We start from the raw sequence: 18,058 nt of genomic DNA, 5'->3' as shown, positions 1-18,058 counted from the left end.
AATTTTATAACCTTAAAACATATTATACCAAATATTTCTAGTTATTATCTAGCTTTTTTAATTTTTTTAAAATTTTTTCTGCAATTTTTAAAGAAACAACTTTAGATACTTCTTCAATAGTTGACCTTTTTATATTTTCTACAGATCCAAAATACTTTAATAATTCATTTCTTCTTTTTTCTCCAATTCCCTCTATATCGTCTAATTGACTTTTTATAATTCTTTTTCTTCTAAGTTTTCTATGATAAGTTATACCAAATCTATGAGCTTCATCTCTGGATCTTATTAATATTTTTAAAGCTTCATCTGATTGAGAAAATTTATACGGTTCTTTCTCTCCATATTTATAAATTAATTCTTCTTTTTTAGCAATACTTAGCAAGTCTGATATTTCATCTCTATTTATTGATTTTAAAACCTCTCCAGCTGAATTTATTTGTCCTAGTCCACCATCAATTAATATTATATCTGGAAATTCTTCAAGTTTTAACTTTGAATATCTTCTAATTATAACTTCTTTCATCATTTGAAAATCATCAGGAGTATCTTTTGATTTAATCTTATATTTTCTGTAATCTTTTTTAGAGCTTTTCCCTTCAATTGTTACACTCATTGATGCTACTGCATCTTTTCCTTGGATATTTGAAATATCAAAACACTCTATTTTACGTGGATATTTTTTTAATTTTAATACTTTATATAATTTTAACATCGACTCTTCTAAGACACTTTTTTTCTGATAATAATTCAATATGTCTTTATTTAAATTTAAATAAGCCATATTCAACACTTCTTTTCTTCTTCCACTTCGCACTGGAAAGCTTAAATTTACTTTTCTTTTTTTTCTTATTTTTAACCACTCTTCAATTAATTCCTTATTCTCTTTATATTCATATTGAAATATAATATTATTTGGAATAGGATGTTTTATATAGTATTCTCTTACTATATTTTCAAATATATTATCTTCTATTTTGTTCTCTAAATTTAAATTAATTGAACTTTTTCCTAAAATCTTACCCTCTCTCATATTTAATATACAAGCAAATATTTTATTGCCATCTTTAACTATACAAAATGCATCTTCATCTAAACCCTCTCCATATTGGGAAATTTGATTATTTACTGCATTTTCTATTTCTTTTTTTTGTTCTCTATAAATTATTGCTTTTTCAAACTCCATCTTCTCAGAAGCTATTTTCATTAATAACTCTAATTCTTTTATTATCTTTTTACCTTTTCCTTTTAATATTTCTTTTGCTAATGAAATATTTTCATTGTATTCTTTCTCAATATCCTTGTATACACAAGGGCCACTGCAAAATTTCATATAATATTTTAAACAAGGCCTTGTAAATTTTTTATTCATATTTCTATTACAATCTCTTATTTTAAATAATTTTGCAATAGTATCTTTTAATTTCCAAGCTCCACTTGGATAAGGGCCAAAATAATCTCCATTTTTTCTATTTAATAATTTAGTTGTCCTAATTATTGATATTTTTGGAAACTTTTCTTTTGAAATCTTTATATACGGATAAGTTTTTTCATCTTTTAATTGAATATTATATTTAGGAAAATATTTTTTAATTAAATTATTTTCTAAAATAAATGCATCTATCTCACTATTACAAATAATAGTTTCTATATCATCTATATTTTCAACTAATTTTTTAGTCTTTTCACTTTTTTGCTCTGAAATAAAATAGGAATAAACTCTTTTTTTTAAATTTTTAGCCTTTCCAACATAAATTACCTTATTACTTTTTTTCATTAAATATACACCTGGTAATTCAGGAATATTATATTTTTTTATTTCCAATGATTATTTTCCTCTTCTCTGTGACTTACATATATTTTCCCTATTTTATTAAATGATAAATCTTTAGATAATTTATTTACAAAAGTTACTGATCTATGCTGACCTCCACTGCATCCTATCCCAATAGTTAAATGATGTTTATTATCTTTTATATAAAGAGGAAGTAAGAATTCAACCATATCTAATATTTTCGAATATAATTCTTTAGATTCCTTATACTTCATCACATAGTCTGAAACTTCTTTATCATTGCCTGTTTTATCTCTTAGTTCTTCTAGGTAATAAGGATTAGGAAGCATTCTTACATCATAAACTAAATCTGTATCCATTGGTACTCCATATTTAAAACCAAAAGATCTAATATGAATACTTATTTGTTGTTTTTTATTTATCTTCCCTATCTCCCCAATCATTTTTGCTAATTCTTTGGCTTTCATATCAGAAGTATCTAAAATAAATGTTGATTTTTCTCTAACATTAGTCATTATTTTTCTTTCTTCTTTGATACTTTGTAATAAAGTTGAAGCTCCAAAAGGATGTCTTCTTCTTGTTAAACTATATCTATTTAGTATCGTTTCATTTGATGCAGTTAAAAATAAAATTTCATAATCTACTGCTATACTCTCAAGACATTGAAGTAATAAAGTAAACTCTTTATTAGAAGAAATTGCTCTATTATCTATTCCCAAAGCTAATTTATCTATATTTAATTCTGTTTCACCTTTATCTATATTTTGCAAAAGAAAAATTGCAATTCTACATAATGTATTGTCCATAGTAAAATAGCCTTTATCTTCTAAAGCGTGTAATGCTGTAGTTTTCCCTGCTCCACTTAATCCTGTTACAATTATTACTTTCATGATAAACTCCTTATTTTCAATATAACTAAAATATACCTATTATTTTAATTATACTAAATTTTCAAAGAAAAAACCACAGAATAAATTCTGTGGTTTTTTGGGCGATTGTTTCATTTATATGTAATTGTTTTTACATATCTCTACAAATTACTACATTTATACCAGTTCCTAAAAGATTTTCAATTATTACGTCTCCAACCTTAACTGGTGATACTAGCTCTATTTTATCTAATTCTCTCATACATTTAAAATTAAAATCTTTTGGAATAGCTCCATCAGTTTTAACTGGAACTCTTTTATGAATTCCTCCTTTTATTTTAACAGTTGAAGTAATAACTCTTTTTGGAGCTGTTAACTCTTCTTTAGCATATTCTTCCCCTCTTGGACAATTATTTCCAGTTACTTCTAAAGTATCTGTATCAATAGATAAATGACATCCCATTGGACAAACTATACATATCATTTCTTTTTTCATTATTTATCACCTCTAACTAATTCAACAGTTATTTCATTTCCTTGAATTTTTTCTAAAATAACTTTAGGTATCATTATTTTTTCCATTTCCCCTGGAGCTACATGAGGTTTTTTTATACTCATAACTACATTTTCCCCATCTTTAACTTCAAGTTTCATATCATGATAAATATTTCTAACTCTCATAAATACTTCTAGAGATTTATCTATATTATTCATTCTAAATTTTTGAGGAACTGTATATCCTATTCCAAATCCATTTTTGATTTCTTTATATTCTCCCTCTGAAACTGTTCCTTTTATATATTTTGATGCAGCAACTCCTGCTTTTCTAGCTTCAGCACTTACGAAATCAACTAAATCATGAACATGTAAAACATTTCCACAAGCGAAAATTCCATCAATATTAGTTTGCATCATTTCATTTACTACTGCTCCATTTGTTCTTCCATCTATCTCTATACCAGTTGCTCTTGAAATATCATTTTCTGGTATAAGCCCAACTGATAGTAATAATGTATCTACTTCATATGTCCTTTCAGTTCCAGAAATTGGTTTTCTATTTTCATCAACTTCAGCTATAGTTACACTCTCTAATCTATCTTTTCCTTTTATATCTATAATTGTATGTGATAAATATAAAGGTATGTCATAATCATTTAAACATTGAGCTATGTTTCTTGCTAATCCTCCAGAAAAAGGCATAAGTTCTACTACTGCTTCTACTTTTGCTCCTTCTAATGTCATTCTTCTAGCCATTATAAGCCCAATATCTCCAGACCCTAAAATAAGTACTTTTTTACCTACCATATATCCTTCCATATTTACATATCTTTGAGCTGTTCCTGCTGTAAATATTCCAGCTGGTCTTTCTCCTGGGATAGATATCGCTCCTCTAGTTCTTTCTCTACATCCCATAGCAAGAACTATTGCTTTAGCATCTATTAACATATATCCATCTTTTGTATTTATTGCATGAATCTGTTTTTCTGGAGTTACATCTAATACCATTGTATCTAATTTAAATTCTATATTCATTTCTTCTAATTGTTTTATAAATCTTCCTGCATACTCAGGTCCTGTCAATTGTTCTTTAAACTCATGAAGTCCAAATCCATTATGAATACATTGCTGTAATATTCCACCTAATTCTTTATCTCTTTCTATTACTAGTATACTTTCTATTCCATTTTTTTTCGCTTCAACTGCGGCAGCTAAACCTGCTGGTCCTCCACCAACTACAACTAAATCATATTTCATTTCCTGACCCTCCCTATTTAACTTCTTTAGTCTCATTTGTTAAAATGTATGAACCTTTTTTATCTTGAACTACTTCGTTTAACTCTTTCCCAAGTTCTCTTGCTAGTATCTCTTGAACTCTTGGACCACAGAAACCACCTTGACATCTTCCTGTTCCAGGTCTACATCTTTTTTTAACTCCGTCAACTGTGTGAGCTCCAACTTTTCTATGAATAACATCTACTATCTCACCTTCAGTTATACTTTCACATCTACAAATAATTCTTCCGTATCTAGGGTCTTTTTTTATCATTTCTGCTTTTTCTTCTTGTGATAATTCCATGAAATGAACTTGTTTTTTATTCTTTTTAAAATTTTCTTTTTTAGTAGCATTTAATTTTTCAGCAACCATTTCAGCTACATCTTTACCTATTGCTGGAGCAGATGAAAGTCCTGGTGACTTTGTTCCAGCTATATTAAAGAAACCTTCAGCATCTTTTGCTTCTCCTATTATAAAATCTCCTGTACTAGGTTCTGCCCTTATTCCTGTAAAGTTTCTAATATTATCTCTATAGTTTATATTTTTTATGCTTTTTTCTGCTTGTCTTTTTATGTCATCTAATCCTTCTTGCGTACTTGCTACACAATCTCTATCTTCAACATCATGAGCAGTTGGTCCAACTATTATATTTCCATGAACTGTTTGTGCAACTAACACTCCTTTTCCCATTTCTGTAGGGCATTGAAATATAACACTATTTGTTAAATGTGTTTGAACTTTATCAAGAATATAATATTCTCCTATTCTTGGATGAATATCAAAATGTTCTTTGCTAACCATATCATTGATCTTATCAGCATAAACTCCTGCTGCATTTATAACAGTTTTAGTTTCATATTCTCTTCCATCTTTTAATACTACATTATAATTTCCGTTTCTTTTTTCTATATTTTTAACTTCAGCATTAAGTATTACGTCTACACCATTTTCTGCTGCATTTTCAAATAATTTTATACAAAATTCATATGGTCCTGTTACTCCTGCAGATGGTGCCCATAAAGCGCATACTATATTTTTATTTATATTGGGTTCTTTTGCTAATATTTCATCTTTTTCCATAATTTTCATACCGGGAACACCATTAGCTAGTCCTCTTTTATATAAAGTTTCAACATGTTTTCTTTCTTCTTCTGAAAAAGCCATAACGTATGAACCTATATTTCTATAAGGAGCATCTACTTCCTTACTTAATTCTTCATACATTCCACATCCTGCAACATTATATTTTGCCATTAAAGATCCTTCTTTTGCATCATAACCTGCATGGACTATTGCTGAATTTGCTTTTGTTGTTCCATTAGATACATCATTTTCTTTTTCTAATACAGCAACGTTTAAATTATACTTTGATAGTTCTCTTGAAACTGATGCCCCCATTATTCCAGCACCTATTACTAACACGTCTAACATTTTTACCTCCCTGAACTCTTAAAAAAAAATAGTCAAACAAAGAAAAGAGGGTAATATCCCTTTCCTTTGTTTGACTCTCTTTGATCTCTAGTCAATATTATTTTTACACTTAATTATCTCTTATTTAGGATATTTTGTCAATTAGTTTTTAAACTTTTTTAAAAGCTTTTAGGTCCTCCAATTCTTTTTCAATATTTTCTATTTTTATATTTTCATCATTCATTGAAACTGCTAAAATAGCTCCTTCAACTATAGGAGCATCTGCTATTTTTATTAGTTCTTTATTATACTCCTCTCCTTCTATAAACTCTATAGCCATTTCTGAATTTAATATTGAACTTCCTAAATCACAAAAAATTAAAACTCCATCTTTTTCATAAGCTTCTTCTATAGCTGTTTTTATAACTAAAGGATTAGAACCAAATCTTCCTTCTTCCATTCCTCCACCATTTAATAGCTTAAATTCTTTATTTTGCATTTCTTTACAAAGTTCGATTATTTCATCTCCTAATTTTTTATTATGAGATACTACTACTATACCTATCATATATCTTTACCTCGCAATACATCTGTTATAGTTTCTAATATTAAATAAGAAGATGCTGCTCCTGGGTCTAAATGTCCTATACTTCTTTCCTTTAAATAACTCGCTCTTCCTTTTTTAGCTAACATATCAATAGTTGAATCTCGACCTTCCTTAGCTTTAATCAAAGCTTCTGAAAAAATTATATTTAATTTTTCTTCCTTTTGAATATTTTTTTTCAAATAATTAGAAAATGGAACCAAAGTATCTAACATTGTTTTTTCTTGAACATCAGATTTCCCTCTCATTTTAATACCTTCTATTCCTACACTGATAATATCAGGTATATCATTTTTTGAAATATTTTCTTTCCCTTTCAAAAATATAGCCATTTTCATAAATGCAGTACCATAAAGAGCTCCTGAAGCTCCACCAACATTAGATATTAAAGTCATTGCTATTTTATTAGATATTTCGCTATCACTTAAATTAGAATATCCTCCTGCATCTTCCTTTATTTTAGAAAAGCCTCTATTTAAATTAACTCCATGATCTCCATCACCAATTGTTCTATCTAAATCTGTTAAATAATCTTTATTAGTGTTTATTACTTCTGCAATTCTATTTATCAGTTCTATAATTATTTTTTGCATATTATCCCCTTTTTATAGATTTTTCATCCCAACAGTATCACTTTGAGCATCTAATAATTCTTTCATTTCTTCATCTAATTTCAATATGCTTATTGAAAAGCCTTCCATATCTATAGAAGTCATAAAATTTCCTACTAAAGTTTTATAAATATTTATTTCTCTTTCATCTAAAAATTCTTTGACTGTTTTATTAGCAATATATAATTCTATTAATGTGGTAGCCCCTAATCCATTAACCATAACTGCTACTTCATCATCTGTTTTAGCGTTTGAATGTTTAAATATTTCATCTAAAAGTTGTTTAACGTGAATTTCTGCACTTTTTATTTTTTCTCTATGAGTTCCTGGTTCCCCATGAATTCCTAATCCTATTTCTACTTCATCATTTGCAATATCAAAACTTTTTCTTCCTGTTGTAGGTACAAAACAAGGTTCTAAAGACATCCCCATAGTTTTTACATTATCTATAACTTTTTCTCCTAGTTTTCTTAATTCTTCTAAAGAATAACCTTTCTCTGCTGCTGCTCCAACTATTTTATGAACGAAAACAGTCCCTGCTATTCCTCTTCTTCCAACTGTATAAGTACTACCTTCAACTGCTACATCATCATTAACTACTATCTTATCTACTTTTATCCCATCTGCTGCTGCTAATTCTGCTGCCATTTCAAAATTCATTACATCTCCACTATAGTTTTTTATTATCAATAAAACTCCTGCATCCGTAGCAACTGCTTTTATTGCATCATAAACCTCATCTGCTCCTGGAGAAGAAAAAATTTGTCCACAAACTGCTGCATCAAGCATTCCTCTTCCTACATAACCTGCATGAGCTGGCTCATGTCCACTTCCTCCTCCACTTATTAAAGCTACTTTATCTATTTTTTTATTTCTTCTTATAATTATATTTCTTCCATCTACCCTATCTAATAAATTTCCATGAGCATCTATCATTCCACTTAACATTTCATCAACTATATTATCCACGTTATTTAATATTTTTTTCATAAATCCTCCTGTTTAGAAATTTTGGCTAGATAAAGAAAAGTGCCGCTTTACCTAGCCTAATATTATTTTATATTTAAATTTTTTCTATTTTTTATTCTTCTTCCCAATCCATAGATCTTTTTACAGCTTTTTTCCAACCATTATATTTTTTCCCTCTTAAATCCTTATCCATAACTGGTGAAAATTCTTTATCTAATACCCAATTTTCTCTAATTTCTTCTTTAGTTTCCCAAACACCAACTGCTAGCCCTGCTAAATAAGCAGCTCCTAAAGCTGTAGTTTCTAAAACTGTAGGTCTTCTTACTGTCTTACCTAATATATCAGATTGAAATTCCATTAAGAAATTATTAGCTGCTGCTCCACCATCTACTCTTAGTCCATTTAATTCAATTCCAGAATCTTCTTGCATTGCTTCTAATACATCTCTTGTTTGATAAGCTATGGACTCTAGTGTAGCTCTAATTATATGATTTTTATTTGCTCCACGAGTAAGTCCTACTATTGCTCCTCTTGCATACATATCCCAATAAGGAGCTCCTAACCCTACAAAAGCTGGAACTACATATACTCCTGCACTATCTTTTACTTTTCTAGCAAAATATTCTGTATCTCTAGATTCATTAACAAGCTGTAATTCATCCCTTAACCACTGAACACTAGCCCCACCTACGAAAATACTTCCTTCAAGAGCATATTGAACTTTTCCATCTAATCCAATAGCTATTGTAGTTAACAATCCATTTTTACTTTGAACCATTTCTTCACCTGTATTCATAAGTAAGAAACATCCTGTTCCATATGTATTTTTTGCTTCTCCTTTTTCAAAACAAGCTTGACCAAATAATGCTGCTTGTTGGTCTCCAGCTACACCTGCTATAGGAACTCTATGTCCGCCTTTTCCTCCTAAATTAGCATATCCAAATGTCCCTGAAGAATCTTTTACTTCTGGAAGCATTGATTTTGGAATTCCTAATTCTTCAAGTAATTTTTCATCCCATTTTAATTCTTTAATATTATAAATCATAGTTCTTGAAGCATTTGTATAATCAGTTGCATGAACTTTTCCATTTGTAAGTTTCCATATTAACCAACAATCAACATTTCCAAATAATAAATCACCTTTTTCTGCTTTTTCTCTAGCTCCTTCAACATTATCTAATATCCATTTAATCTTTGTCCCTGAAAAATAAGCATCCAATACTAATCCAGTATTTTCTTTAATATACTCTACTATTCCTTGTTTTTTTCTTAACTTATCACAAATTCCAGCAGTTCTTCTACATTGCCAAACTATTGCATTATATATAGGTTCTCCTGTATTTTTATCCCAAACTATTGTAGTTTCTCTTTGATTGGTAATTCCTAATCCTATAATATCATGTTGAGAAATCCCTGTTCTTGCTATCACTTCTGCAAGCACTCCACTTTGACTAGACCAAATTTCCATAGGATCATGTTCTACCCAACCTTCTTTTGGATATATCTGAGCAAATTCTTTTTGAGCTACCCCAACCATATTTTGATTTTCATCAAAAATTATTGCTCTTGAAGATGTTGTCCCTTGATCTAAAGCTACAATATATTTCATATTATTTTCCTCCTAATAAATAATTTTGTAAATTTAAAATTGCTTTATAAAATTAATGTGCTATTGCAATAAATCCTGCATAAAAAACTCCACCAACTATTCCACCTAATATAGGTCCTACTATTGGTACTAAAGCATATCCCCAATTTGATCCACCTTTTCCTTTTATTGGTAATATTGCATGAGCTATTCTTGGACCTAAATCTCTGGCCGGATTTATAGCAAATCCTGTTGCTCCACCTGTTGCCATTCCTATAACTGCTATTAACATTCCTACAACAAATGGTGCCATTCCTCCTGTAACTCCATCTCCATATCCAATGGCTAATAAACCTGCTAGCAATAAAAATGTTCCCAAAAATTCTGTCACTACATTCATTGGTTTATTATCTATAGCTGGACCTGTAGAGAAAACACCTAATTTTGTTCCTGCTTCTGGTTCTTCATCCATTAAATCTTTATAAGTTAGCCATGCTAGGCAAGCTCCTACAAAAGCTCCTGCAACTTGAGCAATAATATACCCTGGAACTAATTCCCAAGGAAACATTCCTGCTGCTGCTAGTCCAATAGTTACTGCTGGATTTATGTGAGCTCCACTAACCCAACCAACCATATAAACTGCCATAGTAACCGATAATCCCCAACCTATACAAGTTACTATCCAACCGGAACCCTTTCCATAACTTTTATTTAAACTTGTCGTCATATTAACTCCGTTACCAAAAAATAAAAGTGCTGCTGTTCCTACAAATTCTCCTAAATACATTGCTCCTGGTGTCATATTAATTCCTCCTTTTAATTCACGATAAAATATAACATTAATAAAAAAAGAAAACCTTAAATTATAACTTTAGAAAAGTTATTATTTTAAGCCTCCTTTCTTTTTCTCCGAGCTATATTCCGTTAATTTAAGAATACCCTATGTTTTTTCTTTTGTCAATATAAAATTACAAATATTGACATACAGAACGTATCATTTCTGTTTCAAATAATCTATTTTTTTACATAAACCACCAAAAAAAGAGCAAAGGAAAGCCTTCACTCTTTAGGAAACTATTTTTTTACTTAACACCCTCTATCAATTTTTTTTATAATATTTCAATCATTTCCTTTATTGAATTAAACACATAATTTGGTACAAATTTTGTATCCTCTAACATTTTTCTATCTGTTTCTCCACTCATTACCAAAATAGAAGATAATCCATTATCTAATCCTGTTCTAATATCCGTATACAATCTATCCCCAACCATAGCTATTTCTTCTTTTTTTAAATTATATTTTTCTAAAATCGCTTCTACAATATATTTATTAGGTTTTCCCACTACTAAAGGTTCTTTTCCTGTAGTTCCTTTTATTAAAGCTATTATCGATCCCACATCTGGCATACATTTACCTTCAGCCAAAGGACACACAAAATCAGGGTGAGTCGCTATATACTCTACTCCTTCAGCTATATAATCACAAGCTATCCATAATTTTTCATAAGTTAATGTAGTATCAAATCCTAATACCACAAAATCAATTTTTTTTCCTCTTTCTTTCACTAACTCAAATCCTGCATTTTCAAATTCTTCTTCTAAAGCTTTAGTTCCAAGTAAAAAAACTTTCGCTCCTGGTTTTCTTTTATTTAAATAAATCGTTGTTGCTTCACCAGATGTAAATATTTCATCTTCTTCAGCTTTTATCCCTAATTTTCTTAATTTTTCAACATAAGCTCCTTTATTTTTAGAAGAATTATTAGTTAAAAATAAATACTTTTTATTTTCAAGCTTTGCTCTTTCTAAAAATTCTTTTGCTCCATCAATTAATTCGTCTCCTAAATAAATAGTTCCATCCATATCTAATAAAAAACATTTTTTTTCTTTAAGTTTATTCATTTCTCCTCCTAAAATAAAAGGGCTGTTTTTTACAAATTTAAACTTGTAAAACAAACAACCCTTATAATTATATTTCAAAACTTTTAATCAACAAGTTAAATCAATTCTAACTAAATAAATTTGGAATAATTAAGGCTATACTTTGAGAATAAGTCACCATAACTAAAACTATTAATAAAGCTACTACAAATGGCCATATTTCTTTTATAAAATCTTCCAATTTTACATCAACTATAGAACATACTGTAAACATCATTGAACCGAATGGAGGTGTTAAACCACCAATCATTATATTTACTATAAATATTACACCAAAATGTAGTGGATCTATTCCTAAAGCAGTAACTGCTGGAACTAGTAAAGGTGCTAATATAACTAATGCAGCCCCACCCTCTATGAACATTCCAATAAATAGAAGCATAACATTAATTAACATAAGTAATACAAATCTGTTATCTGTAAAGTTCATTAAACCTTGAGTTATCATTTGAGGTATTCTTTCTAATGTTAAATAATATCCAAATACTTTTGCTGCTGCTATAATAATCATAACTGATCCTGTACTTCTTACTGTTTCTGTTAAAATTATTGGTATATGTTTAAATTTTAATTTTCTATAAATAAGTGTCCCTACTACAAAGCAGAAGAATACAGCTATTCCACCTGCTTCTGTTGGAGTAAACATTCCTATTCTCATTCCTAAAATGATCCCAAAAGGAATAGCTAATGCCCAAATTGATTTTAAAGCTTGCTTTCCTATTTCTACAGGTGTTGCCGCTTTTTCCCTTGTTGGAGCATAACCTCTTTTTACTGAAATTATATAAACTGTAATCATTAATGCCCCAGTCATCAATATCCCTGGAGTGTATCCTGCTAAGAACATATCTCCTACTGGTATATTTGCTATTAGAGCATATAATATTAGGTTAGTTCCTGGTGGAATTACCGGACTAACTGATGATGAAGCTGCTGTTACTGCAGCTGCAAAAGGAGCTGTAAATCCTTTTTTTAACATTTCCGGCACTAATATTTTTGATTCCATTGCAGCATCTGCATTTGCAGATCCTGAAATTCCACCCATCATAGCACTAAGTAAACAGTTAACTTGAGCAAGTCCACCTTTCATATGTCCTGCTAAAACTTCCGCCATATTCATAAGCTGCTCACTAATACCTGAATAATTCATAACTGATCCTACCATTATAAAGAAAGGAACCGCTAAATAAGGAAAAGATTCAACTGATGTCGAAAATCTTTGAATAACCATGTTCATTGCCATGATATTGTTTATAAATATAAAATAGAATAATGCTGATCCCATTAAAGCAAATCCTATTGGTATATTCAAGAAAAATAAAATAAATAAAACCACTATCGGAGAAAACGAATTCATATTACTAATACCCCCCTAATCTTTTTTCTCATCAACGTGTAAAAATGCTTTCTTAAACGCTTCTATCATAAATAATAAAGAATATAATGTCATTAATCCAAAAGATAAAACTAAAGATGCATTAATATAAGAATAAGACATCTCTAATGCTGAAGTTATCTTTGTTGATCCTGCCACATAACCATAACTAAAAACAAACATTAATACATTTAGTCCTACTAAAATTATTGATGTGAAAAATTCAACCACATTTCTTATTTTAGCTGGTAACAGAACCATTAAAGCTTCAACACCTATCAATCCTTTTTCTCTGTAAGCTCCTGCTGTTCCTAAAAAAATTGTCCAAATAAAGCACCCTACAGCCACTTCCTCTGTCCAATAATAAGTAAAATTTAAACAATATCTTGTAAATACATTCATTATAACTATAACTACAGTCACACTAATAAACAAACTTCCAAGATACAACTCAAAATGTTTCAGAAAATCATTTAATCCTTTTTTCATTGTCCACTCCTCATATAATATATTACCATTTTTGTTTACTTAAAAATAAACACTCCCTTAATATAATTTACTATTTTATTAAGAAACTTTTTATTCTTAATCCAATATTTATTTTAAAGAGACTAGATATAGGACTAATCCTAATACCTAGTCTCTTCTTTAATAAGGTTATTCTACCTAATTATTTACCATTTTTTATATCTTCTCTAATTTGAGTAAGATTTTCCATTATTTTATCATAAATTCCTGGTGTCCATTTAGGGAATTTAGTAAATACTACTGATGCTGCTTTATTAAATGCTGCTGTATCAACTTCATTAAATTGTACTCCTGCTTCTTTTAATTTTTCAGCATAAACTCCTTCTAATCTGTTAGTTTCAGATAAGTTATCTTGAGCTCCGTTATTAAATTCTTCTTGAATTATAGTTCTTTGCTCATCAGTTAAACTTTCCCAACATTTTCTAGACACAGAAACTGCTGAAACACCTAATAAATGTCTTGTTAATGAGTAATTTTTAACATTCTCATATTGTTTAGTTCCGTAATAAGAAAGTATTGATCCTTCAACCCCTTCAATAACACCTTGTTGAATAGCTGCATAAGTATCAGGATAAGGCATTGCTACTGGATTTGCTCCCATAGCTTCTAATGTATAAGTGTATAATTGACTTGTTGGAACTCTTAATTTTACTCCTTTTAAATCTTCTGGAGTCTTAATTACTTTATTAGTTTCTAAACTTCTAAATCCAAATACCCAATCAAGAGATAATACTTTAATTCCTTTTTCATAAGCTTGTTTATTTAAATCTTCTACTAGAGGAGTTCTAACCATTCTTAAGTATTCCTCAAAAGATGTATATAACATAGGACCTGTTATCGCATTATAATCAGGAATATAATCTCCTAAGAAATTAACTCCATCAACAAGAATCCAATCTGAACCACTTGCAACTTGTTCCATTCCATCTTTACCTATTGGTAAAGTTCCACTTGTGAATAATTGTAATTCTAATGTCCCTTTACTTCTTTCATTAACTGCTTTAACAACTTTAACTAGTGATTTTGAAGTTTGCTCATCATCAACAAATTTAGTTGTTACTTTAATAACACGAGCCTCAACTTTTGATTCCTCTTTTTTTTCACCACCACATCCTACTACTAATAAAGATAATAATGATGCACACAATAAACCTTTAAACTTATTCATAGTTTGTCCTCCCTGTTTTTTGAATAAAGAAGAAAAAAATAAAAAAGCCAAAAACAACTTTAGCAATTAAGTTTCCAAAGTTTCAATTTAGCCTCTCCTTTCTCTACAGCCTTATTCTATTTTTAATAATACACATTTTACCTTTTTAATATGTGTTTGTCAAATTTTTTGTACCAATTTTAGATGATTAAGTTTTTTTTCGTATATTTGTTTCTTTTTTCACCGTGAATTACCTTTAAATTTCAACAACTCTACTTAAAAATAGAATTTTTTTTAATCTATTATTGGTCAAAATTTAATCATTCGTTAAATTTTCCAAAGCTCACTTTTTGTTGTAGATACTCCTTCAGCTCCTGCTGCCAAAGCATTTATAACATCCTCTTTATCATCAATCAACCCACCTGTTATAACAGCTACGTTAACTAAATTACATATTCTCTTTATCACTTTAGGCATAACTCCTGGTAAAATTTCAACAGCATTTGGCTTATTCTCTCTAATATGTAACACTGTATTTTTAAAAGAAAAAGAATCTAATATAAAAAATCTTTGAATAACTGGTATTTTATTTTTATTAGCAAAAGAAACTATGTTATGCTTAGTAGTTATTATTCCATCAAACTTTGTTCTATTTATTAAGTACTCTATTCCGTAACTAGAATTAGATAATCCTTCAACCATATCAATATGAACAAAAACTATTTTTCCTGCTTCTTTTAATTCTGAAACTATTTCATCTATATTTATTAGATTAGACATAATTACAAATATAATTTCACTACTACTATCAATAGCTTCCTTTAAATTATCTCTATTTTTTATTGCCGGAATAACCGGATTTCTTTCCAAAATTTCTTTTATATTAATCATAGTTTTTTTACCACCTTTTTTTATTTATCACACAAATTATACCATATATTACACTTATATATACACACTTTTTTTCAGTTCGTTTTTAGAAATTTATTCTATTTTTAAGTTATTTTGTTCTTTTTTTAAATGATTTTATTTTTTTAATTTGACTTTTTAATTTTTTTTTGTTATTCTATTATAAATGAATATAAAGCGGAGTTTATGGTGAGCTAAATTTTTAAAAGACTTTTGTCTTTTTAATTTTTTTGTGCTCTCTTTTTTATTTCATTTAATTTTTATCAGGAGGTGATTATATGACTCCATTTGATTTAACACTAGGAAATGCTCAAATTTTCATTAGAATATTTACAGCTATAATAATCGGAGGAATGATCGGTTACGAAAGAGGATGTAACAATCGTCCTGCAGGTTTTAGAACTCATATATTGGTATGTTTAGGAGCTGCTATTGTTTCTCTAATTCAAGAACAACTAAGAGTAAATATAATCAAATTAGCAATAGATAACCCTAGTCTTGGAGAAAATTTTAAGAGTGATTTAGGAAGATTAGGAGCACAAGTAATCAGTGGAATTGGTTTCTTAGGTGCTGGTACAATTATGAAAGAAAGAGGAACAATAGAAGGATTAACTACTGCTGCTTCTCTTTGGGCAACTGGTTGTATTGGATTAGGTATTGGTTGGGGATTTTATACTTTATCCATAACTTCTGGAATTGCAGTTATGATTGTCTTAGTAACACTAAAAAAGCTAGAAGTTTCTGTAATCGATAATAAACATACGGTAAAACTAGAGGTAATCTTTACCGAAGAAAATAATTATGGAGAAAATATACTTATGATTTATGAATTGCTTAAATGTTCTAATTTAAAATCTAAAATCAAAGATATTAAAAAAGATTCAGATGAAAACAAAGCTAGATATATTTTAATTATGCCTAAGCAGTTAAAACCTATAGATTTAATTTCAGAGATTGCTAAATCTCCATGTGTTAAGCAAGTAACACGTTTATAGTTCAAATCAATAACTCAATAACCTAAATATAAGTTTTTACCCATTTTATTCAATCCCTTAATTTATATGAACAGTTATTGAATTATTATATAAAAAAGAAGCTAGATTTTTTTAAATCTAGCTTCTTTTTATTTATTTTTATTTTTTAATTTTTCTCTTCTAAATGTTTTTTGTAAGCTTTTGTTTCAGCTACAACTATACCTGACAACCCAATTAAAGCTATCAAGTTCGGAATAGCCATAAGTCCATTTACAATATCAGCAAGTGTCCAAATAGCTTCTAATTTTATAAAAGCTCCGCAAGCAATTAAAACAATAAATATGATTCTATAAGGTAAAATCCCTTTTACTCCTACTAAATATTCTATGCAACGTTCCCCATAATAATTCCAACCTAAGATTGTAGTAAAAGCAAATAAAACAAGACCTATTGTTAAAATATATTTTCCAATCACTGGATATCCTGTTGAAAAAGCAGCTTGTGTCAGCGCAGCTCCATTTAAATCTCCTGTCCACATCCCACTAATTATAAGTGTTAATCCAGTTAAAGTGCACACAATTATTGTATCTATAAATGTTCCTGTCATAGAAATAAGACCTTGTTGTGCTGGCCATTTAACTTTTGCTGCTGCTGCTACAATAGGAGCACTTCCTAAACCTGATTCGTTTGAAAAAACCCCACGAGCAATACCACTACGCATTGCAATTATAACAGTAGATCCTAAAAATCCACCTTTTGCTGCAGTTGGATTAAAGGCACATGTAATAATTTCTCTAATAGCTCCAGGAACTTTATCTGCAAAAATAATCAAGAAACCTATAACTGCAATAAAATAAATTAATGCCATAGTTGGAACAATTTTACTTGCTACCCTAGAAATTGACTTTAATCCACCAATTGTTACCGCAGTTACTAAAATTGTTAAAACAATAGCTACTATTTCCACGGGAATACCAAATGATAAATTTGTTATTTCTGTTATTGCATTAACTTGAGCAAAGGTTCCAATCCCAAAATAAGCAACTAACACTCCAAACGCTGCAAACATAATTGCTAGTGGCTTATATTTTTCTCCTAAACCTTTTTCTATATAATGCATTGGCCCTCCTGCAACAGCTCCATTGGCATCAATACTACGAAACTTTACAGCAAGCAAACATTCTGAATATTTAGTAGCCATTCCAAAAAATGCCGCAACCCACATCCAAAATAATGCTCCTGGTCCTCCTACTTTTATAGCTGTCGCAACCCCTACTATATTCCCTGTTCCAATAGTTGCTGCAAGTGCTGTACAAAGAGCCTGAAAACTATTAATATCTCCATGATCTTCATCTTGATCTTTAATACTTGTAAAAATTAATTTTAATGCTTTTGGCAAACTAAAAATCTGTAAAAATTTTAATCTTAATGTTAGCATAATTCCTGTTCCAACAAGTAAGACTAAAAGAGGTGGCCCCCATACAAAACTATCAATACTATTTAAAACCTTTAAGTAATCCATAAATAAAATCCTCCCCTATAATAAAAAAAACTATCAACCAATTTTACTC

At 29.3% G+C, this 18,058-nt stretch carries 17 protein-coding genes; 1 reads left to right on the top strand and 16 read right to left on the bottom strand.

Annotation, left to right across the window (positions count from 1 at the left end):
• Positions 1-37 precede the first annotated feature (37 nt).
• The 15 genes from uvrC to Q7K47_09195 all read right to left on the bottom strand — a co-directional run bounded on the left by uvrC (position 38) and on the right by Q7K47_09195 (position 15,492).
• Entirely contained in the window at positions 38-1,822 is a 1,785-nt protein-coding gene (uvrC, locus tag Q7K47_09265; GenBank protein MDP0507387.1) for an excinuclease ABC subunit UvrC, read from the bottom strand.
• Positions 1,813-2,682: an RNase adapter RapZ gene (rapZ, locus tag Q7K47_09260; GenBank protein ID MDP0507386.1), complete on the bottom strand. Its 870-nt coding sequence runs from the start codon at positions 2,680-2,682 to the stop codon at positions 1,813-1,815. The genes uvrC and rapZ overlap by 10 nt, the downstream gene beginning before the upstream one ends.
• A 130-nt stretch (positions 2,683-2,812) precedes the next feature.
• The gene (locus Q7K47_09255) at positions 2,813-3,157 is read right to left on the bottom strand and encodes a DUF1667 domain-containing protein (protein MDP0507385.1); all 345 of its coding nucleotides are present in this window, start codon (positions 3,155-3,157) and stop codon (positions 2,813-2,815) included.
• Positions 3,157-4,416 (bottom strand): FAD-dependent oxidoreductase, encoded by a 1,260-nt coding sequence (locus tag Q7K47_09250; protein MDP0507384.1) that lies wholly within the window; start codon positions 4,414-4,416, stop codon positions 3,157-3,159. Before Q7K47_09250 ends, Q7K47_09255 begins: the two co-directional genes overlap by 1 nt.
• A 13-nt stretch (positions 4,417-4,429) precedes the next feature.
• Positions 4,430-5,866, bottom strand: a complete 1,437-nt coding sequence (locus Q7K47_09245; GenBank protein MDP0507383.1) for an NAD(P)/FAD-dependent oxidoreductase — start codon at positions 5,864-5,866, stop codon at positions 4,430-4,432.
• Positions 5,867-6,014: 148 nt separating this feature from the next.
• Entirely contained in the window at positions 6,015-6,413 is a 399-nt protein-coding gene (gene dhaM / locus Q7K47_09240; GenBank protein MDP0507382.1) for a dihydroxyacetone kinase phosphoryl donor subunit DhaM, read from the bottom strand.
• Positions 6,410-7,042: a dihydroxyacetone kinase subunit DhaL gene (dhaL, locus tag Q7K47_09235; protein MDP0507381.1), complete on the bottom strand. Its 633-nt coding sequence runs from the start codon at positions 7,040-7,042 to the stop codon at positions 6,410-6,412. The genes dhaM and dhaL overlap by 4 nt, the downstream gene beginning before the upstream one ends.
• A gap of 12 nt (positions 7,043-7,054) precedes the next feature.
• Entirely contained in the window at positions 7,055-8,050 is a 996-nt protein-coding gene (gene dhaK, locus Q7K47_09230; protein ID MDP0507380.1) for a dihydroxyacetone kinase subunit DhaK, read from the bottom strand.
• Between the two features lie 91 nt (positions 8,051-8,141).
• Positions 8,142-9,638, bottom strand: a complete 1,497-nt coding sequence (gene glpK / locus Q7K47_09225) for a glycerol kinase GlpK (protein MDP0507379.1) — start codon at positions 9,636-9,638, stop codon at positions 8,142-8,144.
• A 52-nt stretch (positions 9,639-9,690) separates the two neighbouring features.
• Positions 9,691-10,419, bottom strand: a complete 729-nt coding sequence (locus tag Q7K47_09220; GenBank protein MDP0507378.1) for an MIP/aquaporin family protein — start codon at positions 10,417-10,419, stop codon at positions 9,691-9,693.
• A 307-nt stretch (positions 10,420-10,726) separates the two neighbouring features.
• Positions 10,727-11,518 carry an HAD-IIA family hydrolase gene (locus tag Q7K47_09215; protein ID MDP0507377.1) on the bottom strand — a complete coding sequence of 264 codons (792 nt, stop codon included), beginning with the start codon at positions 11,516-11,518 and terminating at the stop codon, positions 10,727-10,729.
• 106 nt (positions 11,519-11,624) lie between these two features.
• Positions 11,625-12,911, bottom strand: a complete 1,287-nt coding sequence (locus Q7K47_09210) for a TRAP transporter large permease (GenBank protein ID MDP0507376.1) — start codon at positions 12,909-12,911, stop codon at positions 11,625-11,627.
• Positions 12,912-12,926: 15 nt separating this feature from the next.
• A complete protein-coding gene (locus Q7K47_09205; protein MDP0507375.1) occupies positions 12,927-13,418 on the bottom strand; it encodes a TRAP transporter small permease in 492 nt (163 codons plus the stop codon).
• Between the two features lie 181 nt (positions 13,419-13,599).
• Complete coding sequence (locus Q7K47_09200) at positions 13,600-14,625, bottom strand: C4-dicarboxylate TRAP transporter substrate-binding protein (protein ID MDP0507374.1); 1,026 nt, start codon at positions 14,623-14,625, stop codon at positions 13,600-13,602.
• Between the two features lie 306 nt (positions 14,626-14,931).
• Positions 14,932-15,492, bottom strand: coding sequence for a glycerol-3-phosphate responsive antiterminator (locus Q7K47_09195; protein MDP0507373.1), 561 nt, complete (start codon positions 15,490-15,492; stop codon positions 14,932-14,934).
• Between the two features lie 299 nt (positions 15,493-15,791).
• Between Q7K47_09195 and Q7K47_09190 the strand changes: the two genes are divergently transcribed.
• Positions 15,792-16,508 carry an MgtC/SapB family protein gene (locus Q7K47_09190; GenBank protein MDP0507372.1) on the top strand — a complete coding sequence of 239 codons (717 nt, stop codon included), beginning with the start codon at positions 15,792-15,794 and terminating at the stop codon, positions 16,506-16,508.
• Between the two features lie 145 nt (positions 16,509-16,653).
• On the opposite strand, the gene Q7K47_09185 is transcribed toward Q7K47_09190, so the two are convergent.
• Positions 16,654-18,009, bottom strand: coding sequence for a sodium:alanine symporter family protein (locus Q7K47_09185; GenBank protein ID MDP0507371.1), 1,356 nt, complete (start codon positions 18,007-18,009; stop codon positions 16,654-16,656).
• Positions 18,010-18,058 lie beyond the last annotated feature (49 nt).

Origin of the sequence: Fusobacterium sp. JB019, from assembly GCA_030673965.1 — a bacterium.
In the GTDB taxonomy this organism is placed as follows: Bacteria; Fusobacteriota; Fusobacteriia; order Fusobacteriales; family Fusobacteriaceae; genus Fusobacterium_B.
The sequence above is the reverse complement of the archived record's forward strand: the minus strand, read 5'-3'. Positions and strand labels throughout refer to the sequence as shown.